We start from the raw sequence: 20,657 nt of genomic DNA, 5'->3' as shown, positions 1-20,657 counted from the left end.
TGGTTGATGAAAAGTCGATGCCGAGTTCTTCACAAGTCTAGTTCGAGGAAGGGTGCAGCAGTTGGCAATCTTTCGGCTGCTGGTGCGTCAGGAGTTGACTTGGTGAAGCCACGCAGCGATTCTGGAAGTTGGGCATTGTTTTTGTGCATGCCTCTGTTATTAATCTTGTCGCTTCTGTTCACCGCTTGTTCTGCTGCACCAGCAGCGATGCATGCGGGAGCAGATGCGGATGGGGACAACGCATCGATATTCTCACCTCTGCCCGTGTCCAATGCAGAGAAGCCGTCTGAAGTATCTGCTTCTGTTGTTGCATGGATCAATAGCGAGCCGATTACCATTGGGGAATGGATGCCCCGTATGCTGGAGCTGCGCAGCGTAATTGCAGCCGAATGGGCACCGTCTTCAGGAGATGTCAACTCGGACTCATTCTGGTATCAGGCTCAGAAAGGACAAACGCCCATGGAGGCCTTGCAGAAGCTCACGCTGGAGCGGTTCACCGAAATCAAGGTGCTGCAGATCGCTGCGAGAAATGCCGGCATCGCCATGGATATCAGCTATCAGGCGTTTCTAGCCAATCTGGAATCGGAGAACAGCGAGCGTAAGAGTCGCGTGGCTAAGGGTCAAACCATTTATGGTCCTAAGCAGTACAGCGAGAAAGTCTACTATGCCTATACGATTGCGAACATGGTGATCAGGTTAAAGGAACATCTGGGGGGGGCTGGCGATGTTGTTGGATCGGTATCGGGTCAATCGCTCGCTCACGATGCTTATGAATCTTGGCTGGCAGAGCAGTTGAAAGCAGCCAACATTCAAATCAATCCGCCAGTTTATTCGCGTTTGCTGCTTACAGGGTTGCCATAAGCTGCGGTAGACATAACAATTGTGCAGCGCAAATAAAGCTATAAGGAACGGTCCTCTAGTAAACAGGGGGAACGTTCTTTGTCTTTTGGCAGCATAAAGTATAGCTATGAATGAAATAGAGCCAGGTTGGATTCCATTCGATTTGGTTCTATTTGTATGTAGCATTTTTTATATTCGTTTATACTATATAACCTTCAGGTTGCTTCTATATAAAGTAGTCGATAATATTCGTTTGTTCAATCAAGAGACGACGGAAGAAAAGATTAAAGAAGCTGCTGAGAAAGCTTGTATCCATACCGAAATTGGGCAGCTTGAATATGGATATGAGACAGAGATTGGTGAACGGAGGAAGTCATTTGTCAGGTGGTCAAAAACAGCGCTTAAGCTTATCATGTCTTTTTGTAAGAGATCCCTTGGTCAATATGATTTTATTAACGATATATCTATGCACTCATATCTTTGCACAAAACGGTATGGTTGAACATTCGATTATAGAGGCTGCAAAGAATGAGAGGTTTGAAAAACCTTAATAAAACGTATGTCATAGAGTACTTGTAGTGATTGGGAAATTTGCATATAATACAGTTTGAACGATTGAAGGAAAGAAGGGATTTTACGACATGGAATTGTGGTATACGGAAAAACAAACGGAAAGCTTCGGCATTACGGCGAAGATTACGAAAACTTATGTAAATGAACAAACGGATTTTCAACAGCTTGATATGATCGAAACAGAAGAGTTTGGAACAATGCTCGTGCTTGACGGCATGGTTATGACTACAGTTAAGGATGAGTTCGTATACCACGAGATGGTTGCGCATCCTGTTCTTTTCACGCATCCGAACCCTGAGAACGTGCTTGTAGTAGGCGGCGGCGACGGCGGCGTCATTCGTGAAGTAATGAAGCATCCGAAGGTGAAGAAGGCTGTTCTAGTCGACATCGACGGTAAAGTAATCGAGTACTCCAAAAAATACTTGCCATCCATCGCTGGCGAGCTCGACAACCCGCGTGTTGAAGTGCTTGTGAACGACGGATTTATGCATATTCATGACCATAAAAATACGTATGACGTCATCATGGTTGACTCCACAGAGCCGGTAGGTCCTGCTGCCAACCTGTTTACGAAAGGCTTCTACCAAGGTATTTACGAGTCCCTGAAGGAAGACGGTATTTTCGTTGCACAGACGGATAACCCTTGGTTCAAGGCTGATCTGATCCAAAGCGTGAACAAAGACGTGAAGGAAGTATTCCCGATCGTTCGTGTATATGGCGCCAACATTCCAACATACCCAAGCGGCCTATGGACGTTCACAATGGGCAGCAAGAAATACGATCCGACAGCTGTTGACGAGACAGCGATTCCTGAAATTGATACGAAATACTACACGTCGCGCCTTCACAAAGCAGCATTCGTGCTGCCTAAGTTTGTTGAAGATCTCATTAAGTAATTAGCGGCTACGTTATAGAAGGAGAGGACAAGCCCTCATGAAATTGGATCAAAAATATTCCGGCAATGTCTTCATTCTGAGCTCGGATAACTATGAAGCATCCAAAGCGGTCATCTACGGCATGCCGATGGATTTCACAGTCAGCTTCCGTCCAGGGTCGCGTTTCGGCCCTCCACGCATCCGCGAAGTATCAATCGGACTTGAAGAGTACAGTCCTTACCTAGACCGCAGCCTTGAGGATATCGAATATTTCGACGCTGGCGACCTGTTGCTTCCTTTCGGAAACGCTGCGCGCAGCCTCGAAATTATTGGTGAATTCGTACGGGGCGTGCTGGACGATGGTAAAATCCCTGTTGGACTTGGCGGCGAGCATCTCGTTTCATGGCCGATCTTCCAAGAGGTGTACAAGAAATATCCTGATCTGGCGATCATCCACTTCGACGCTCACGCGGATTTGCGTGAATCATACGAAGGTGAGCCATTGTCGCACTCTACGCCGCTTCGAAAAGCAGCTGGCCTAATGGGTGGCCAAAACATCTACCAGTTCGGTATTCGTTCAGGCTCCCGCGAAGAATGGCAATATGCGCGTGAGAACATTAACTTCCACCCGTTTGAGGTACTGGAGCCGCTGAAGAAGGTGCTTCCGGAGCTTGAAGGCCGTCCTGTTTATCTGACGATCGATATTGATGTGCTTGATCCTTCTGCAGCGCCTGGCACAGGTACAGCAGAAGCGGGCGGCATTACATCGAAAGAACTGATTGAATCGGTTCATGCAATCGCTCGTTCCGGTGTGAACATTGTAGGCTTCGACCTCGTAGAGGTAGCGCCAGCATATGATCCAACAGAGCAAACACAGATCGTAGCAGCTAAAGTCATTCGTGAGATGCTGCTCGGATTTCTCAAATAGTCACGGGTCACACCAAAAAGGCTTCGTCCCTTGCGGGAAATATTCCGCTAGAGGCGAAGCCTTTTTCGAAATAAAGGACCGAGTAAGGCGGATGCAGAAATGCGGATTAGGCTAATATTAAAGGATAATGATCTGCATCAGAAGCCAGCGAAGGAGATAATCGTATGCGCATTTATTCATTTCCGCCAGTAATAGATGAGCACGCACGCGTGCTCATCTTAGGGACGGCGCCGAGCGTGAAGTCGCTTGAGCATCAGCAGTTTTACGGCCACCCTCAAAACTTCATGTGGAAGATCCTCTATCGGTTGTTTAACGAGTCTGACATGGACCCTGTGTATGAGCATCGGCTTGCCTTTTTGAAGGAGCACCGCTTGGCACTATGGGATGTGATCGAATCCTGTGAGCGGGAAGGCAGCCTTGATGTGAATATTAAGAACATCATTCCGCAGAAGCTGCCTGAGCTAGTTGCGAAGTATCCGTCACTCTGTTGCTTCGCTTTTAATGGGAGCAAAGCTTACGATACTTTTCATACCTTTTACCGTGGTCATGAAAGCTTCAAGGACATTGCTCTCATCAAACTTCCTTCTTCAAGCCCGATTCCGACTCCGCGCATGAGAACGCTTGAGGATCGCGTAAGCGCATGGAACATTATTGTGCCCTATGCCACAACTTAACGATGCTCTAGCGTTGAAATTAAAGAACTTCCTGTATATAGTAGTTACATAAGATTAGACTGATAACAGGAGTAAGATAATGAGCGATAGCAGGAAAGTGCGAATGACATTGGAGAGCGTGCAGGATGGAAGCTCGCACCTTCACACTTATAGGGGCGAGTGGTTCCGTAAGGAGAAATCAATATTTATCCGTTACAGCGAGCCCGCTGCCTTGAATGAACCGGATGCCGGAGAGGTGCGTACGCTGCTGAAATACAGGCTAGACGAGCTGTCCATCGTGAGGCGCGGCGTTATCGAATCGGAGCAGCTGTTCGTGCAGGGGCTTCGGCGGACAGGACGCTATCACTCTAGCATGACTTCGTTTGAGCTTGAAACGGACACGGAAATGCTTTCCATGCAAGTACCGGATGGTAAGGGTGGTAGTGAAGAGGCTGCCGTATTGCCTACAGAGCTGCCTTTTACACTAGAGTGGAAATATGAGCTTCATGTTGGTGAACAAACTTCGGGCCGTTTTCATATCAGGCTCCATATACAGGAGGAAACAAGCGAATGAGTGCAAATGTATTGGAAAACATGTACGAGCAGGTTAAGGCAGCTATCGCAGATGCTGCAGTAGCGGCAGGTCTTGCGGCACGGGAAGAGCTTCCCGCTTTCGTTATAGAAGTGCCTAAGGACAAATCACACGGCGATTTGGCTACAAATGCAGCTATGCAGCTAACTAAGCTTGCGAAGAAAAATCCTCGTCAAATCGCAGAAGCGATCATTGCGAATTTGGATACCAAGAAAGCTTCGATTCAATCGGCTGAGATTGCAGGTCCCGGCTTTATTAACTTCCGAATGGATAACAGCTACCTTTACCCCGTAGTTGCAGCCGCGCTTGAAGCTGGCGAGAACTATGGTCGGACGCTGGACGGCAATGGCAAACGTGTACAGGTGGAGTTCGTAAGCGCAAACCCTACTGGCAGTCTGCATCTTGGGCACGCGCGCGGAGCAGCCGTCGGCGATGCTTTGTGTAATGTACTGGATTACGCGGGTTATGAGGTTACACGTGAATACTATATCAACGATGCGGGTAAGCAGGTAGAGAATCTGGCTGTTTCAATTGAAGCCCGTTACCGTCAAGCGCTCGGACAAACAGCTGAAATGCCGGAAGACGGTTATTATGGCGAGGATATTATCGGATTCGCTAAGCTGCTTGTAGAGCAAGAAGGAGATAAGCTGCTTGCACTTCCTGATCAGGAACGGTTTACGTTCTTCCGTGCATTCGGTTTGGAGCGGGAACTCGACAAGATCAAGCGCGATCTGGGCAGATTCCGTGTTGGCTTCGACGTATGGTACAGTGAAACCGCACTCTATGAGAGCGGACAGGTAGAGCAGGGCCTTGAAGCACTGAAAGCGACGGGGCATGTCTATGAGGAAGAAGGAGCGACTTGGCTCTCCACAATGGACTTTGGCGACGACAAAAACCGCGTACTAGTGAAAAATGACGGCTCGTACACTTATTTGACACCGGATATTGCGTATCATCGTGACAAATACGGACGCGGCTTCGATCAAATGATTAATATTTGGGGCGCTGATCATCATGGCTACATTCCGCGCGTCAAGGCGGCGATGGAGGCGCTCGGCAACGATCCTAAGAAATTGACCGTTCTGATCGCACAGATGGTTAGCTTGTTCCAAAACGGCGAGAAAATGAAGATGTCGAAGCGTACGGGGAAGGCTGTTACGATGCAGGATCTGATGGACGAAGTAGGCATCGATGCAATCCGTTACTTCTTCTCCATGCGGAGCATGGATTCGCATCTTGATTTCGATATGGATCTTGCCATCTCTACCTCTAACGAGAATCCGGTCTTCTATGTACAGTATGCCCATGCACGTATTTGCAGCATATTCAGACAGGCAGAAGAACAGGGCATAATGCTGAAATCGGCGTCAGACATTGATTTCAGCAAGCTGACAGCAGAAGGCGAGTTCGACCTGCTGCGCAAAATTGGCGAGTTACCGCAGGAAATCACGGAAGCTGCCGCACAATATGCACCGCACCGTCTTATCCGCTACGTATATGAGCTCGCTTCCCAGCTCCACAGCTACTATAGAGCGGAGCGGGTGATCACAGAGGATCTCGAGCAGTCTCATGCCCGTCTTGCCTTGCTGGCTGCTGTTCGCATCTCGCTTGTGAACGTGCTGCGCCTAGTTGGTGTATCTGCGCCCGAGCGAATGTAGGATACCGCTCATGAAACAAGCCGTGGACTTATGCTTTCTCCACGGCTTGCATCATACGCATCACATCGAGCTCGCCGATTGTTCGGCGGGCTTTGCTGCCCCTTAAAGGCTGTACAGAGCGTTTAATAATACCCTTAATCTCGGTTGGCGTAAGTCCAGGTTTATGCGCGAGAAGCAGCGCGATCGCTCCGCTAACATGCGAGGTAGCCATCGAGGTTCCGCTCATTTCGTTATATTTGCCGCGCAGCCACGCGGAAACGATTTTGTCGCCGGGCGCATAGACATCAATGTACGCACCTCTATTGCTGAAGGGAGCGACGCGGCGGAGCTTGTTGGTTGCGCCTACCGCGATCGTCTGCGGATAGCGTGCGGGATAGTCGACAAAACGGCGCTTTCCATCATTACCAGAGGAAGCGACAATAATAATGCCTGCATTATGAGCGTTGATGACAGCGCCGAGCAGTGCCTTGCTTCTCGTTTTCATGCCGAAACTCATGTTAATGACGTCCACGCGATTGCGGATGCACCATTCGATACCGAGTATGATGTCGGATACGAAGGCGCTCCCATTATGGTCGAAGGCTTTTACGGGAGAAATTAATGCACGAGGCGCGACGCCAATCATGCCCTGAAGCTGGTTAGCTGCCGCTATCGTGCCAGCGATATGCGTGCCATGGCCATTATCATCATGCGGGAGCATGCTGCGGTTCAATAGGTTAATGCCCCTAGAGAGCGAATGACGAAGATCGGGATGGCTGAAATCAGCCCCCGTATCGATCACGCCAATCTTAATGCGATGGCCAGTTGTTGTTCCCCAGGCAAGCGGTGCTTTGATTTGGTTAACGCCCCAAGGCACACCTTTATCTACGACAATCGATTTTTGTGAAGAGGAATGAACACTGATTTTGCAGTCTTTTTCGATCCAAACCCGGCCAGAGAATCGCTCAAGCGTCTCCTCGGGGTGCAATCGGCAAGCTATTCCGCGAATGCTGGGCATTTGTCTGATGCTCTTCTGTGGCGATGACGATGAAGTGATCTGTGACAGCTGCTGTAGGAAGTATCGGTAGTCGCTCGCACGCTGGAAACGGATGATTCGTTTCGCAGTCGTTCTGTCCGTGCAAGCCATCGTATCCTGCAACAAGCGGATAAAAGCGACGGTGTCCAAACTTGGCTTCCCCTCCCGATGGACCATGCTGAACTATTGTATGACCGAGCGTTCGTTATCGCATGAGCAACTTGCCTTTTTTCGCATAATTAGGCAGCAAACCGTGTCAAAATCCGCCCGCGGACATACGATGAACAAAGAGTTCTCAGGGACTCTTACGACCAAGGTGCGTTGCCTCGTGTCATGGCCGGTCGGATACAGTCAAAGCGGAAGGATTATCCTTTCGCTTTTTGCATTTAAGTCCAAGCTGTGCAGGCCTGGCAGAGGCCGCTTGCTTTTTTGGAGGAAATAGGTTTTACTATACTTTGACTAGCGTAATCGACGGATGCCATCCTATGGCAGCAGCCACTCGCCCTGCAATGAAGTGTGAGCGCTGTATATGAGGAAAACGTACATGGTTCTTGCATTTCTAATGGAATGAACGCGTACATAATTTGATTGGCAAGAGAGGATGTGTCCATATGAGCAGCAGCAATTTTACGTTAAAGCTGGATCCTGAACGTATGAAGGAAATGCCTATGGTCGATTTGGCCTTTGAAGTGCTGAAAGCGGCTAATACGCCTTACTACTATCGCGATCTAATGATGGAGATCGCTAAAATACGCGGTCTTAACGCGGAAGGCGTCAATCAGTTCATCGCACAAGTGTATACGGAGATCAATATTGATGGTCGATTCGCTTGCGTTGGCAGCAATATGTGGGGATTAAAGCGCTGGTATCCAGTTGAGCGCTCCGAGGATCCTGTAGGCAATGCGAAGCGTACTCGTATCATTAATGATGATGATGATCTGGAGGACGATGACGTGTTCGCGGATGAGGAAGAGGATACTTACGCGGAAGCGGAAGAGGACTACGATGTATTCGACGAGGACCGCGAGGACTTCGAAGAAGCAGAAGCGGAAGAAGAAGTGGATGAGGAAGTCGGCATCGATGACGAGGAGCTCGACGAGGAAGAAGTCGACGGCGAACTGGAAGCGGATGACGATGATTCAGATGATGAAGATTTCGAAGAAGATGAGAGCGACGATAAGTAAGCTGCAAGTGTCTTGAACGGCAGGCTTGCGCTCTTTATTCCAGCTCATAGGATTACTGCTGGCAGCAATTAACAGCGGCGGTTGAAGCATCCTGTCGGTTTAGCTTGACAGGTGCTGCAAGCGCAGAGTAAACTATCTCATGGGCTAAAGATTCGGTTAACAAATAATGCATACAAGCGTGAACGACTGATGCCGTCATATTCGAGGCAGCCAGCGTGTAACGCGGCGAAATATAAGCGCAGCAGCATGCACTACGGATGCTCCTTATATTTCTATATATGCCAAAATGGAAAAGTGCCCCGTTGCTACGGGTGTCACTTTTTTTGTTTGTGAGGGATGGGTCTGTAGGAAACATTCCCACAAACTGGATGGACGATCGGAGCATATCCGCATCCATGTTTATCGAGTAAATGGGCAAACCTAAACATTAACCATAGGAGCTTGGAGGGTATCATCACAGTGACCAAATATATATTTGTAACCGGCGGCGTCGTGTCGTCCTTGGGCAAAGGGATTACAGCAGCTTCTCTCGGAAGATTGCTTAAGAACAGGGGTCTTAAAGTAACGATTCAGAAATTCGATCCATACATCAACGTGGACCCGGGAACGATGAGTCCATACCAGCATGGAGAAGTATTCGTTACCGATGATGGTGCAGAAACGGATTTGGATCTAGGCCACTACGAGCGTTTTATCGACATTAATCTATCGAAGAACAATAACGTAACATCCGGCAAAATCTATTCCAATGTCATTACCAAAGAACGCCGCGGCGACTATTTGGGTGGAACAGTTCAGGTTATTCCGCATATTACGAATGAAATTAAAGATCGTGTATTCCGCGCAGGTAAAGAAGCAGGCTCTGACGTTGTTATTACGGAGATTGGCGGTACGGTAGGCGATATCGAGAGTTTGCCATTCCTAGAAGCGATCCGTCAAATCAAGAGTGATATCGGCCGCGACAACGTGATGTATATTCACGTTACGCTTATTCCTTATATTAAAGCTGCAGGCGAAGTGAAAACAAAGCCTACTCAACACAGCGTTAAGGAATTGCGCAGTATCGGCATTCAGCCTAACGTGATCGTTTGTCGTACGGAACATCCGCTTGCTGATGATTTGAAGCGCAAGATCGGCTTGTTCTGCGATATTGATGCCAATGCTGTTGTGGAATGCCGTGATGCCTCAACGTTGTACGAGGTTCCATTAATGCTTCGTGAAGAAGGTCTCGACGAAATCGTTGTTAATCATCTGAAGCTAAAAGCAGATCCGCCAGATATGCGTGAATGGGAAGAGCTTGTTAAGCGTGTGAAATCGCTGCACAAGAAAACGGAAATCGCCATTGTAGGCAAATACGTTGCGCTGCATGATGCATATCTAAGTATCGTAGAATCTCTGGAGCATGCAGGTATTGCATCAGATTCAGAAGTGAAAATTCGCTGGCTGCATGCCGATGAGCTGACAGAAGAGAATGTTCATGAACAATTGCAAGGCGTTCACGGTATCCTTGTGCCAGGCGGCTTCGGCGATCGCGGAATCGAAGGCAAGATTACAGCAATCAAGTATGCGCGCGAGAAACAAATTCCGTTCTTCGGTATTTGCTTAGGCATGCAAGTGGCAGTTATTGAATATGCTCGCAACGTCGCTGGACTAGCGAATGCGAATAGCTCCGAAATTAACTCGTCCACTCCTTATCCGGTTATTGACTTGCTTCCGGATCAGAAGGACATTGAAGATATGGGCGGCACGATGCGTCTGGGTCTATACCCGTGCAAGCTGAAAGCGGACACGCTTGCTGCACGCGAGTATGGCGATGAGCTCGTCTATGAGCGCCACCGTCACCGGTATGAGTTCAATAACGAATACCGCGAAACGATTGAGAAAGCAGGCTTGACGATTTCTGGTACATCACCTGACGGTCGTCTTGTTGAAATGGTTGAGATGGCGGATCATCCTTGGTTCTTGGCTGTTCAATTCCATCCGGAATTCACATCCAGACCGAATCGTCCGCAGCCATTATTCCGCGGATTTGTACAAGCTGCACTCAGTTATTCAGAGTAATGAATCGTCTCTTTTATTTATGATATATTCTTTAACAACTCCTGATAAGTTTTTCTCATCACGAGAAGGATTATATACCCACTTTAGCGAATATATTAACGATTATGGAAGAGTTGGCCATTTTTGTAGCTAAGCTCATTCGCGGGGGGATTTGGAGTTGGATAAGAAGAAAGTATTGATCGTTGATGATCAGAACGGTATTCGCGTATTGCTAATGGAAGTTTTCAGCAGCGAGGGCTATAATACGTTCCAAGCGTCTAATGGCAAGCTGGCTTTGGAAATCGTGAAGAACGACGCTCCCGATCTTGTATTGCTGGATATGAAAATTCCAGGCATGGACGGTTTGGAAATTTTGAAGCATGTGAAAACGATCGATCGTAACATTAAAGTCATCATGATGACCGCATACGGCGAACTTGATATGATTAAAGAAGCGACAGATCTCGGCGCATTAATGCATTTTACAAAGCCCTTCGACATCGACGAGATGCGAATTGCGGTTAATATGCAGCTACGCGGAGGAAACTCTACAAACCGCTTTGCAATAGGTTCTTAATTTAGACAATAAAAACGGCATCGTCGCTTGCTTAGAGGCGGTGTCGTTTTTTCATTTCCTTGGGCTTTGGAAACAAGCGTTACTATTTCAAGAGCCATTATGGTATAATGGCTCAGAATGAAACGAGTATCCTTGATTTAATTCATGGCAATGGCAATGTTAAATACTTGCACGAAGCATAGATGCACGACCGGGTCGCGACGCGACAGATTCATTACCCTAGAAGCTTTTTGCTTGTGTGTAGACTGCATGCAAGCGCAATAACAGGAACAAAGGAATAAAACCGCCTCAAATGGGCAAGTGGTATAACACTCGCTTGCTTTGGCGGTTCTTCCTTTATTCTCTTCCAATCTACGGGAGGAACTATAATTAGATGGAGAAATTAATGATACGAGGCGGACGGCCGCTTCGCGGGACTGTTCAGATTAGCGGGGCAAAGAACAGCGCGGTTGCGCTAGTGCCTGCAGCAATATTGGCAGAATCAAAAGTCGTGCTCGACAATTTGCCTATTATAAGTGATGTAGCCGTTTACGGCGAAATATTGCAGGAGCTTGGCGCTGTTGTGAAACGTGACGGGGATATGATGCGCATAGATCCTTCGCAGCTGGTATCGAAAGCTATGCCTAATGGGAAAGTTAAATTGCTTCGCGCTTCTTATTACTTGATGGGCGCTATGCTTGGACGGTTCGGAGAAGCAACGATTGGAATGCCAGGTGGCTGCAACTTTGAGCCAAGACCGATTGATCAGCACATCAAAGGCTTTGAAGCGCTGGGTGCAACGGTTACGAATGATCATGGTTCTATTCGGATCTCAGCGAAAGAGCTGCGCGGCGCAAAAATTTATCTCGATGTATCCAGTGTGGGCGCCACGATTAATATTATGCTTGCCGCTTCTAGAGCCAAAGGTTTAACGATTATCGAAAACGCGGCAAAAGAGCCTGAAATTATAGATGTAGCCACTCTCCTCAATGCCATGGGCGCAAAAATCAAAGGCGCAGGAACTGAGACGATCCGAATTGAAGGGGTCGATCGGCTTCATGGCTGCCGCCATTCCATTATTCCTGACCGAATCCAAGCTGGTACGTATATGATTGCTGCTGCAGCAACTCGCGGCGATGTTCTTATTGATAATGTTATTCCGAAGCACTTAGAGGCAATGACCGCTAAGCTTGAAGAAATGGGCGTTCAAGTGATTGAGATGGATGAGTCTATTCGCATCATCGGCGGACCGAACTATTCATCGATAGATGTGAAAGCACTGGTCTATCCAGGCTTTCCTACAGACCTTCAATCTCCAATGACAACCCTGCTGACGCAAGCAAATGGAGTCAGTATTCTAACGGACTACGTGTACGGTACAAGGTTCAAGCATGTGCCTGAGCTCTCGCGCATGGGCGCTAACATTCGAGTTGAAGGCCGCTCAGCTGTCATTGAAGGCGGCAAGCTGAATGCAGCCAAAGTGAAGGCTGCTGATTTGCGCGCAGGTGCAGCATTGGTTGTAGCAGCATTGACGGTAGAAGAAGGCGTTACTGAAATTACTGGCGTTGAATATATTGACCGAGGTTATGATAATCTAGTAGAGAATCTATGCCGATTAGGTGCTGAGGTGTGGCGTGAGACAGAAGCCGTATCCTAATGAAGAGGAAGCAGCGGACGCCGTGGAATAGACGGCGTTTAATTCGGCAATGATGATTAATCAATCCTGTGATTTTACTAGAAAACGAAATCATAATGAAAATTGAATAAAGTGGTGAGAACATGACAGACCTTCAGATCGCGGATCTAGAAGAGATGAAGTTAACTGATTTATACAAATTAGCGAAGCAGTTTCAGGTTCCCTATTATGGAACGCTAAAGAAAAAAGAATTAATATTTGCTATATTGCGTGCCCAAGCGGAGAAGAGCGGCCTTATGTTTATGGAGGGCGTACTTGATATTTTGCCAGAGGGCTTCGGATTTCTACGGCCGATTAACTACTTGCCAAGCAAGGAAGACATCTACATATCTGCATCGCAGATTCGTAGATTTGATTTGAGAAGCGGCGACCTTGTATCAGGCAAATGCCGTCCACCCAAAGAAAATGAACGTTACTTCGGTCTGCTTCAGGTGAATGCGGTGAATGGCGAGAATCCAGAGACGGCATCAGAACGGCTGCATTTCCCTGCGCTTACTCCTCTTTATCCAGAGAAGAAACTGGTTCTGGAGACGACATCGTCTAAGCTATCCACACGCATGATGGACTTACTTGCTCCTGTAGGGCTTGGACAACGTGGATTAATTGTTGCTCCGCCTAAGACAGGTAAGACATTGCTGCTCAAAGAAATTGCTCACAGCATTTCAGAAAACCGTCCTGATATTAAATTGTTTGTCCTGCTGATTGATGAGCGTCCCGAAGAAGTAACGGACATGCAGCGTTCTGTAAAGGGTGAGGTTATTGCATCAACCTTTGATGAGCTGCCGGAAAATCATATTAAAGTAGCAGAGCTTGTGCTTGAACGGGCGCTTCGTCTTGTGGAGCACAAGAAAGACGTCGTGATCTTGATGGACAGCATCACCCGTCTTGCAAGAGCCTACAACTTAGTTATTCCGCCATCCGGTCGTACGCTTAGCGGAGGTATTGACCCTGCAGCGTTTCATCGTCCGAAACGGTTTTTTGGTTCTGCACGTAACGTCGAGGAAGGCGGCAGCTTGACGATTCTGGCAACTGCGCTGATTGAAACGGGTTCGCGTATGGATGATATCATTTATGAAGAATTTAAAGGTACGGGCAACATGGAGCTTCATCTCGACCGCAAGCTATCTGAACGTCGTATTTTCCCGGCGCTCGATTTGCGTAGATCAGGTACAAGGCGCGAAGAGATGCTGCTTACGAAGGAAGAGCTTGAGAAGGTTTGGGCCATCCGCAGAGGCATGACAGATACGCCGGACTATGTTGATAATTTCTTGAAAAAATTGAAGGACAGCGAGAATAACGAACAGTTTCTCATGTCTTTAGATACAACGGTAGAAACGAAACCAGAGCGTTCTGGTATCAAAAGCAGCTCGTCAACGACCAACAGGCGGCCAACGCCTAGAACAACGCACGGATCTTAAGGCCGCAGAGGGGAGAACAACATGAATCTCGTATATGCGGATGAGAATGGCAATGTATTTGACCATCCTGATTTTATAGCACTTGGAAGAAGCGGTGATATGATTGTAGAAATTATGGAGGAGGAATTGATCCCTCTCCCTAATGGCGCTACATTGGTGAGCCTGCCCTTCACTAGGCCGATTGGGCTTAATCCAGACTCGGGTGAGATGCAGATGCTGCCTGGCAACGCGCAAGCCGTAGGCGCATTGCTGCCCCAAGGCTTTACGCGGTTATGCTTGCCGGGTTATGTAAAGGCGGATAAGAACGAGAAGCTGCCTTTGTTTGGCTACACAGCTGTAGTGTGGAAAGATGGCGGTTTCTATGTTACGGCGGAGCAGTGTGATGATCCAGAGAGATGGGATCCGCTCAACTGCGACCGCGGTGAATTAGGCGTTCAAGTCGAGCGCATACTTGCCAAATATCCCGAAAACCGACTGTACAAGCACTTGTCTAATTGTGCTTTGGGCTATGAATGCTTAACCTCTTCCAATACGTTTCTTGGGAGATGGGAGGGTGCTGTTCCGGTTTCTTATTCTTGTAACGCCGGATGCTTCGGCTGTATCTCGGAGCAACCTGACGATAGCGGTTTTGTCGCACCGCAGACGCGCATGAACTTTAAACCGACCGTTGATGAGGTTGTCGAGATTATGCTCGAGCATCTGCGCGAACCGGAATCCATTATCAGCTTCGGACAAGGCTGCGAAGGTGAACCTTCGACGCAAGCAAGAATAATCGTTGAGGCGATGAAGCGTGTGCGCAGCCAGAACGCAATGGGCTATATTAATATTAATACCAATGCAGGTTTGACGGATTATATGCGGGCCATCGTTGATGCAGGACTTAACCTCATGCGGGTAAGTACGATAAGTGCGCTCGACGACCATTATAACGCCTATTACAAGCCCCGCGGCTACACGCTCCAGAACGTGGAGAAATCATTGAAGTATGCATCCGATAACGGGGTATACACCTCTATCAATTATTTGATATTCCCTGGTGTTACCGACCGAGAGGAAGAGATTGAAGCGATGATTGGATTCGTGAAGAGAACGGGCCTTAAGCTTATTCAGATGCGGAATCTGAATATCGATCCTGAGAGCTACTTGGCCATTATTCCTAAGGCGCAGGGGGAAATCTACGGCATGAAGCAAATGCTTGAGATTTTCCGCGAGGAGCTGCCGGATGTCGTGATCGGATCGTATACGCATGTTCCACCGGCCGCATTGCGAAGGTAAGCATCATATTTCCGGATATTTGAGCAAATATTAACATATGAGCGATTATTCATTGCAACTGCAAAAGAGTTCATGCTATAATCCGAGATGTGTGATTTAACTCTGGGTCCGCATGCGACTCAGGGCAGAAAGAGGTGAACGAGATGAAACAAGCTATTCATCCGACATACCACATCATTACAGCAACTTGCGCTTGTGGAAATTCCTTCGAGACTGGTTCGATTAAACCGAGCCTTCGCGTAGAGGTTTGTTCCCAATGCCACCCGTTCTATACGGGTAAGCAAAAGTTTCTGGATGCTGGCGGCCGCGTCGATCGTTTCAAGAAGAAATACGGAATTTAATCCATTTAATCGTTCCGCCTTTATTTGGCAGAATACAAGAGCCTCCCTCAGCCATCCTATTGGTTAGAAGGAGGTTTTTTGATTGGGAAAGAAACGAATCATTTCATGGATGCAAAGATCGTTTTGCCAGAAGTATTCCGCGTGGTTGTGTATATTGACACTCGCCATCGCGCTTTCAGCATGCGGAAGCAATAAGCAGGATCAGGCGAAAACGTATGGTAACGACGGTTATATGGGCTATTCCAACAGCAATCCAAACCTGCCTAACCGTCTTCAGTATCTTAACTATAATGCGGATGGCAATATGATTGAACAGGTACTTGAGCCTATTGCCGGTATACAGAAAACGCGTATTTATTTCAACGGAACAGCTCTTCATGTTAATTTGGATGTAGATGATTCACTGTCCGATGGACAAGTCGAGCAGCTGCGAGCAAAGGCACAATCCGTCGTTCAGTATAATATGCCGCGATATAGCGTTCATGTGGAAGCCAAAAGATAATAAGAGGCAAATTATTATCAAAATATTGTACGAGTTGCGCTTTGTGCTCGAATCGGCTATACTTATTTTTGCCGTGCTAGATGGGGAGGTAGCGGTGCCCTGTAACTCGCAATCCGCTGTAGCGAGGTTGAATTCCTACTTGAGGTTATGTTGATGTAGGGTCTTGGCACTTGCGAGCAGTGTTGACAGTTGGGTCCTCCGCAATGGACGTTTGTGAACCCGGTCAGGTCCGGAAGGAAGCAGCCATAAGCAAATTAGTTCATGTGCCGGGGGAGTGCCTGACTCGAGCTGTAGTGCAAGGATGTCGCTTGGGTCTCATATATCAGGAGTAGGTGCACGGTACTAAACATTTTCGCAATGATATTTTTTAATTACAGAAGCAACACCTGGTTACGCTGTTCGATGCTTTAGTCGGAATTAGCGGAAGCAGGTGTTTTTGTTTATTAAATATAGGAGAGGATATGACATCGCGATCCTTTCATTTTATTTCACAGAATGAAACGCGCCGCGCCGCCAAAGGACGGCGACAGCCATGTCACCTTAAAATATAAGAATGTATAAGTTTGTTTGCTTATAAAGGGCTTATATTTCACCGTCAAAGCTACTTCAGCGTCTTAAAGGACGCCGAAGGTGTTTTTGCTTGAGCATACGATTTTGGCGGTTAAAAGAAAGTTTTGATTGCTACATAGTTGTTGTATAATAGGGATGCAGCAATTATTTATTGCAATAAAAGGCAACATGAAAGGAAAGGTCTGCGTGTCACATATCGCTTTATACCGTGCCTGGCGTCCGCAGACGTTTCAGGACATGGTTGGACAACGGCACATTATCCAAACACTGCAGAATTCTATTCGTGAACAACGAGTATCGCATGCTTATCTGTTTAATGGACCAAGGGGAACAGGCAAAACAAGTGCTGCTAAAATTTTAGCGAAAGCGGTTAACTGTGAACGAGGCCCTGCTGCAGAGCCATGCAATGAATGTGATGCTTGCATAGGGATTACCGCGGGACATATTATGGATGTCATTGAGATTGATGCAGCTTCCAACCGTGGAATTGACGAGATTCGGGATATCCGTGACAAGGTGCGCTATGCGCCATCGGAAGTGCGGTTCAAGGTTTATATTATAGATGAAGTACATATGCTCACGGCTGAAGCGTTCAATGCCTTGCTCAAGACGTTAGAGGAGCCGCCGGGTCATGTGATCTTTATCTTGGCGACGACCGAACCGCATAAGCTGCCTGCCACGATTATCTCACGCTGCCAGCGTTTTGATTTCAGACAGGTTTCACTGGAAGAGCAAACTGAGCACTTGATCAAGATTTGCCGGGAGGAAGGCATTGAGGCTGATGAGGATGCCATTGCCTATATCGCAAGGCTATCCGAAGGCGGTATGCGTGATGCGATTAGTTTGCTTGAGCAGGTTTCTGCTTTCGCTGATAACCGTATCACGCTTGAGGCTGCGGTCGATGTGACAGGCGGCATGGCCGCTGATCATTTCTATCAGCTGGCTGAGGCTGTCAAGGATCGCAATGTGTCTGCAGTGATGCCCCTTGTCGAGAGCTTGATGCAGGCAGGCAAAAGCGCGGACAAATGTCTCGAAAACTTGATTTATTATTTCCGTGATTTATTAGTTATGAAGCTTGCTCCACAAGGCGGCACAGCAACGGAACGTATTGTTGATCCGCAGAGGTTCAAAATGATGGCTGAAGCCTTCACGCCGGCTAGGCTGTTCGCTATGATTGATACGCTTAATCGCTATCAGGTCGAACTGAAGCATGCTTCACAACCGCAAACATTATTTGAGGTTGCACTCATGAAGCTATGCACGCTCGGTGACGATCAAGCTGCTGCCGGTGCGGCTGCTTCAACTGCTGAACCGACCGCTTCTAATGGTGCGCAAAGTGCAGAAGTTGGGCGACTGCGGCAGCAGGTGGAGGCGCTTGAGCGAAAACTGGAGCAGGCAATGCAGAATGGATTGACTGGCGGTGGCCAGTCATCGGCTGCAGATCAAGCGGCGAGCAAGCAAGCAGCGCGTACGAATGCAGTTCGTACTTCATTCGGCGCTGCTGGAGGGGCAACGCGAACCGTAAAGCTTGATCCTTATTTGGCAACTGCAGGCAGTCCTGAGTTTAATCAAATCCGTATGAAGTGGAATGATGTGCTGCAGGGCGTGAAGGATGCCAAAATAACCGTTCATGCTTGGTTGAAGGACGGAGAGCCAGTTGCCTCGGCGGATGATGCTATTCTCGTTGCATTCAAAAATACAATGCATCGAGAAACGACCGAAAAACCTGCAAACCGTGATATTATTGAGAAGGTTATGCAGGGTGTGCTGGGAGGATCGTTCCGAATTGTAACGGTCATGATGAAAGACTGGCAGGCTGCGGCGCAAGGAGCGGTTTCACAGAAGAGTGAGACGCTTCAGCTTGAGCATGAGTCTGTTGGTTCCCCTCTTACTCCTCAACCATCCAGCAGGCCAGTGTGGGTGGAAGAAGCCGTTAAGCTTTTTGGCGAAGATTTGGTCGTTGTGAAGGATAAGGATTAAATACTAATTGATGAGGTGAATGGAAATGAACAATATGAACCAAATGATGAAGCAAGTTAAAAAAATGCAGGATCAAATGATGAAAGCACAGGAAGAGCTTGAAACAAAAACGGTTGAAGGAACGGCAGGCGGCGGTGTCGTAACCGTTTCTGCGAACGGCCATAAGAAGCTGCTCAACATTACGATCAAGCCTGAAGCAGTAGATCCGGAAGATGTAGAAATGCTTCAAGATCTCGTTCTTACAGCTGTTAACGATGCACTTGCTAAAGTAGATGAGTTGGCAAACAAGGATATGGGTAAATTTACAGGTGGAATGAAGATTCCAGGATTGTTCTAAGAAGCAGCCTTGCTTCCGTTTGAAAGGAGCTGTACCCTCTTTTGTATTACCCCGAACCGATAGCGAAGTTAATTGATGCTTTTACGCGACTACCAGGAATTGGGCCCAAAACGGCCGCCCGTCTGGCTTTCCATGTGCTTCGAATGAAAGAAGACGACGTCATTGATTTTGCGAAGGCGCTAGTAAGCGTTAAGCGTAACTTGTTCTATTGCTCGGTTTGCTGCAACATTACTGATACAGATCCGTGCAGGATATGCCAGGATAAGTCTCGCGATCAATCGATCATTTGCGTCGTCCAAGAATCAAAGGACTTAGTGGCTATCGAGCGGATGAAAGATTTTCAAGGCCAATATCATGTTTTACAAGGTGCAATCTCTCCTATGGAGGGAATTGGACCGGATGAAATTCGTATTGCAGAGCTGTTGCGAAGGCTGAGCGATGAGCGTGTACAGGAGCTTATATTAGCTACTAACCCGAATATTGAAGGCGAAGCGACAGCTATGTATTTATCCAGGCTTATTAAGCCATTTGGGATTCGTGTGACGCGTATTGCGCATGGGCTACCAGTTGGCGGAGATCTAGAATATGCCGACGAGGTTACACTATCTAAAGCGCTTGAAGGTCGGAGAGAAATCAATTAGCCATATCGTTTACGCAAGCGGCAGACCGATAATCATTCGGGCTGTCGCTTTTGTTGTTCCAAGTTATGGTGAGAACTGTGTTTTCCCCGTTCTATTCCGTAGTCCAAGCCTATACATATAGTTAAGGCTTGCGAGTACGCTGAGTAAATGGGAGGGGATCGGATTGGTCAATATGCAACATGCTTCGTCTGAGAAAGATACAGCACATAAGGAAAAGCTTCGTTTGGAAATAGCGGAGGCGCACCGAGAATGGGAAAGCGCGAATCGCTTTTTTGACTATGCCGTTGGCAATGATCAGATTGATTATGCCATTCATTGCATCATTACAGCTGAAAAAAGGTACGAGATGCTTCTTCGTACAGCAAAGCGTGCGGGCGAGCAATGGCCGGCTTGGGGAGGGATAGGAAGATGAAAGCAGTCTGGTTAACGGTATTTATCGCTTCATCATTACTACTTGCTGTTGTATTATTGAAGAATAAGTGGTCCTGGGGTATGGTTAGGCGCTTTACGCTGCACCTTGTTTTGGCGGCTGGATTGTTGTACGTTCTGAACTATTCAGGATTGTTGCCGGGTATGTATATTCCGTTGAATCCCTTTACTATTGGTACGGTTATTGCTTTAGGTGTTCCTGGTGTTGCTTTGATCACGGCGCTTCAGTGGGTTGTCGTATGAGGAGTTTGTAAAAAGGTTTGCATAAAAGGTTGACTCGGAAGTGGTTTACATGCTATATTATTTCTCGCCCCAAGAGTAAGTGAACAAGCATTAAAAAAGAAATAAAAAAAACACTTGCATTAACTCGGGCACATGTGATATATTATAAAAGTCGCCAATGAGACACGCGGACGACAAGCAAGAAAAGCTTGCTCTTTGAAAACTGAACAACGAGTAATAACTGCCTCGCAAATTCTTCGGGATAAGCGAAAAAGCGATAAAAAAGTAATGAGCATTTCAAACACCAATTTGGAGAGTTTGATCCTGGCTCA

The 20,657-nt window shown here is 47.5% G+C and carries 20 protein-coding genes and 1 other RNA gene; 20 read left to right on the top strand and 1 reads right to left on the bottom strand.

All coding sequences use genetic code 11. The features are described from left to right. The first annotated feature begins 3 nt into the window (after positions 1–3). From FGT79_RS27805 to argS, 6 genes are all read left to right on the top strand, one after another. A complete protein-coding gene (locus tag FGT79_RS27805) occupies positions 4–861 on the top strand; it encodes a hypothetical protein (protein ID WP_138756101.1) in 858 nt (285 codons plus the stop codon). A gap of 620 nt (positions 862–1,481) precedes the next feature. After that, complete coding sequence (gene speE / locus FGT79_RS27800; protein ID WP_138756100.1) at positions 1,482–2,309, top strand: polyamine aminopropyltransferase; 828 nt, start codon at positions 1,482–1,484, stop codon at positions 2,307–2,309. A 37-nt stretch (positions 2,310–2,346) separates the two neighbouring features. Next, on the top strand, positions 2,347–3,216 hold the full coding sequence (gene speB / locus FGT79_RS27795) for an agmatinase (RefSeq protein ID WP_076271583.1): 870 nt from the start codon (positions 2,347–2,349) through the stop codon (positions 3,214–3,216). A gap of 164 nt (positions 3,217–3,380) precedes the next feature. Further along, positions 3,381–3,890: a DNA-deoxyinosine glycosylase gene (locus FGT79_RS27790; RefSeq protein ID WP_138756099.1), complete on the top strand. Its 510-nt coding sequence runs from the start codon at positions 3,381–3,383 to the stop codon at positions 3,888–3,890. A gap of 79 nt (positions 3,891–3,969) precedes the next feature. Then, entirely contained in the window at positions 3,970–4,443 is a 474-nt protein-coding gene (locus FGT79_RS27785) for a YwiB family protein (RefSeq protein ID WP_138756098.1), read from the top strand. Continuing rightward, on the top strand, positions 4,440–6,119 hold the full coding sequence (argS, locus tag FGT79_RS27780; RefSeq protein WP_138756097.1) for an arginine--tRNA ligase: 1,680 nt from the start codon (positions 4,440–4,442) through the stop codon (positions 6,117–6,119). The genes FGT79_RS27785 and argS overlap by 4 nt, the downstream gene beginning before the upstream one ends. Positions 6,120–6,147: 28 nt before the next feature. On the opposite strand, the gene FGT79_RS27775 is transcribed toward argS, so the two are convergent. After that, entirely contained in the window at positions 6,148–7,284 is a 1,137-nt protein-coding gene (locus FGT79_RS27775; protein ID WP_246096661.1) for a S8 family peptidase, read from the bottom strand. A 461-nt stretch (positions 7,285–7,745) separates the two neighbouring features. On the opposite strand from FGT79_RS27775, the gene rpoE reads away from it, so the two are divergent. The 14 genes from rpoE (at position 7,746) to FGT79_RS27705 (ending at position 20,346) form a co-directional block, all read left to right on the top strand. Continuing rightward, positions 7,746–8,318: a DNA-directed RNA polymerase subunit delta gene (rpoE, locus tag FGT79_RS27770; RefSeq protein WP_138756096.1), complete on the top strand. Its 573-nt coding sequence runs from the start codon at positions 7,746–7,748 to the stop codon at positions 8,316–8,318. Between the two features lie 459 nt (positions 8,319–8,777). Further along, positions 8,778–10,379 (top strand): CTP synthase, encoded by a 1,602-nt coding sequence (locus tag FGT79_RS27765; RefSeq protein ID WP_138756095.1) that lies wholly within the window; start codon positions 8,778–8,780, stop codon positions 10,377–10,379. 157 nt (positions 10,380–10,536) lie between these two features. Next, entirely contained in the window at positions 10,537–10,935 is a 399-nt protein-coding gene (locus FGT79_RS27760; protein WP_138756094.1) for a response regulator, read from the top strand. A 373-nt stretch (positions 10,936–11,308) separates the two neighbouring features. Then, on the top strand, positions 11,309–12,571 hold the full coding sequence (locus FGT79_RS27755) for a UDP-N-acetylglucosamine 1-carboxyvinyltransferase (RefSeq protein WP_138756093.1): 1,263 nt from the start codon (positions 11,309–11,311) through the stop codon (positions 12,569–12,571). Positions 12,572–12,693: 122 nt separating this feature from the next. After that, a complete protein-coding gene (gene rho / locus FGT79_RS27750) occupies positions 12,694–14,028 on the top strand; it encodes a transcription termination factor Rho (protein WP_138756092.1) in 1,335 nt (444 codons plus the stop codon). 21 nt (positions 14,029–14,049) lie between these two features. Next, positions 14,050–15,303, top strand: a complete 1,254-nt coding sequence (locus tag FGT79_RS27745) for a radical SAM family protein (protein WP_138756091.1) — start codon at positions 14,050–14,052, stop codon at positions 15,301–15,303. A gap of 143 nt (positions 15,304–15,446) precedes the next feature. Next, positions 15,447–15,644, top strand: a complete 198-nt coding sequence (rpmE, locus tag FGT79_RS27740; protein WP_053373265.1) for a 50S ribosomal protein L31 — start codon at positions 15,447–15,449, stop codon at positions 15,642–15,644. Positions 15,645–15,726: 82 nt separating this feature from the next. Further along, positions 15,727–16,146, top strand: coding sequence for a hypothetical protein (locus FGT79_RS27735; protein ID WP_138756090.1), 420 nt, complete (start codon positions 15,727–15,729; stop codon positions 16,144–16,146). 71 nt (positions 16,147–16,217) lie between these two features. Then, positions 16,218–16,486: signal recognition particle sRNA large type (gene ffs, locus FGT79_RS27730), an RNA gene on the top strand. 416 nt (positions 16,487–16,902) lie between these two features. Next, positions 16,903–18,696, top strand: coding sequence for a DNA polymerase III subunit gamma/tau (dnaX, locus tag FGT79_RS27725; RefSeq protein WP_138756089.1), 1,794 nt, complete (start codon positions 16,903–16,905; stop codon positions 18,694–18,696). 25 nt (positions 18,697–18,721) lie between these two features. Further along, positions 18,722–19,033, top strand: coding sequence for a YbaB/EbfC family nucleoid-associated protein (locus FGT79_RS27720; protein ID WP_138756088.1), 312 nt, complete (start codon positions 18,722–18,724; stop codon positions 19,031–19,033). 41 nt (positions 19,034–19,074) lie between these two features. Continuing rightward, positions 19,075–19,674, top strand: a complete 600-nt coding sequence (recR, locus tag FGT79_RS27715) for a recombination mediator RecR (protein ID WP_138756087.1) — start codon at positions 19,075–19,077, stop codon at positions 19,672–19,674. A gap of 172 nt (positions 19,675–19,846) precedes the next feature. Continuing rightward, positions 19,847–20,086, top strand: coding sequence for a DUF2508 family protein (locus FGT79_RS27710; RefSeq protein ID WP_138756155.1), 240 nt, complete (start codon positions 19,847–19,849; stop codon positions 20,084–20,086). Beyond that, the gene (locus tag FGT79_RS27705; RefSeq protein ID WP_138756086.1) at positions 20,083–20,346 is read left to right on the top strand and encodes a pro-sigmaK processing inhibitor BofA family protein; all 264 of its coding nucleotides are present in this window, start codon (positions 20,083–20,085) and stop codon (positions 20,344–20,346) included. The genes FGT79_RS27710 and FGT79_RS27705 overlap by 4 nt, the downstream gene beginning before the upstream one ends. Positions 20,347–20,657: the final 311 nt, after the last annotated feature.

The organism is Paenibacillus sinopodophylli (assembly GCF_005930355.1).
In the GTDB taxonomy this organism is placed as follows: Bacteria; Bacillota; Bacilli; order Paenibacillales; family Paenibacillaceae; genus Pristimantibacillus; species Pristimantibacillus sinopodophylli.
This window is presented reverse-complemented; position numbering and strand designations above follow the sequence as displayed.

What these genes read in the sequence shown, in the direction of transcription:
- speE (WP_138756100.1), top strand. Translation starts at nt 1,482, where the DNA reads ATGGAATTGTGGTATACGGAAAAACAAACGGAAAGCTTCGGCATTACG.
- speB (WP_076271583.1), top strand. Translation starts at nt 2,347, where the DNA reads ATGAAATTGGATCAAAAATATTCCGGCAATGTCTTCATTCTGAGCTCG.
- FGT79_RS27790 (WP_138756099.1), top strand. Translation starts at nt 3,381, where the DNA reads ATGCGCATTTATTCATTTCCGCCAGTAATAGATGAGCACGCACGCGTG.
- FGT79_RS27785 (WP_138756098.1), top strand. Translation starts at nt 3,970, where the DNA reads ATGAGCGATAGCAGGAAAGTGCGAATGACATTGGAGAGCGTGCAGGAT.
- argS (WP_138756097.1), top strand. Translation starts at nt 4,440, where the DNA reads ATGAGTGCAAATGTATTGGAAAACATGTACGAGCAGGTTAAGGCAGCT.
- rpoE (WP_138756096.1), top strand. Translation starts at nt 7,746, where the DNA reads ATGAGCAGCAGCAATTTTACGTTAAAGCTGGATCCTGAACGTATGAAG.
- FGT79_RS27755 (WP_138756093.1), top strand. Translation starts at nt 11,309, where the DNA reads ATGGAGAAATTAATGATACGAGGCGGACGGCCGCTTCGCGGGACTGTT.
- rho (WP_138756092.1), top strand. Translation starts at nt 12,694, where the DNA reads ATGACAGACCTTCAGATCGCGGATCTAGAAGAGATGAAGTTAACTGAT.
- FGT79_RS27745 (WP_138756091.1), top strand. Translation starts at nt 14,050, where the DNA reads ATGAATCTCGTATATGCGGATGAGAATGGCAATGTATTTGACCATCCT.
- rpmE (WP_053373265.1), top strand. Translation starts at nt 15,447, where the DNA reads ATGAAACAAGCTATTCATCCGACATACCACATCATTACAGCAACTTGC.
- FGT79_RS27720 (WP_138756088.1), top strand. Translation starts at nt 18,722, where the DNA reads ATGAACAATATGAACCAAATGATGAAGCAAGTTAAAAAAATGCAGGAT.
- FGT79_RS27710 (WP_138756155.1), top strand. Translation starts at nt 19,847, where the DNA reads ATGCAACATGCTTCGTCTGAGAAAGATACAGCACATAAGGAAAAGCTT.
- FGT79_RS27705 (WP_138756086.1), top strand. Translation starts at nt 20,083, where the DNA reads ATGAAAGCAGTCTGGTTAACGGTATTTATCGCTTCATCATTACTACTT.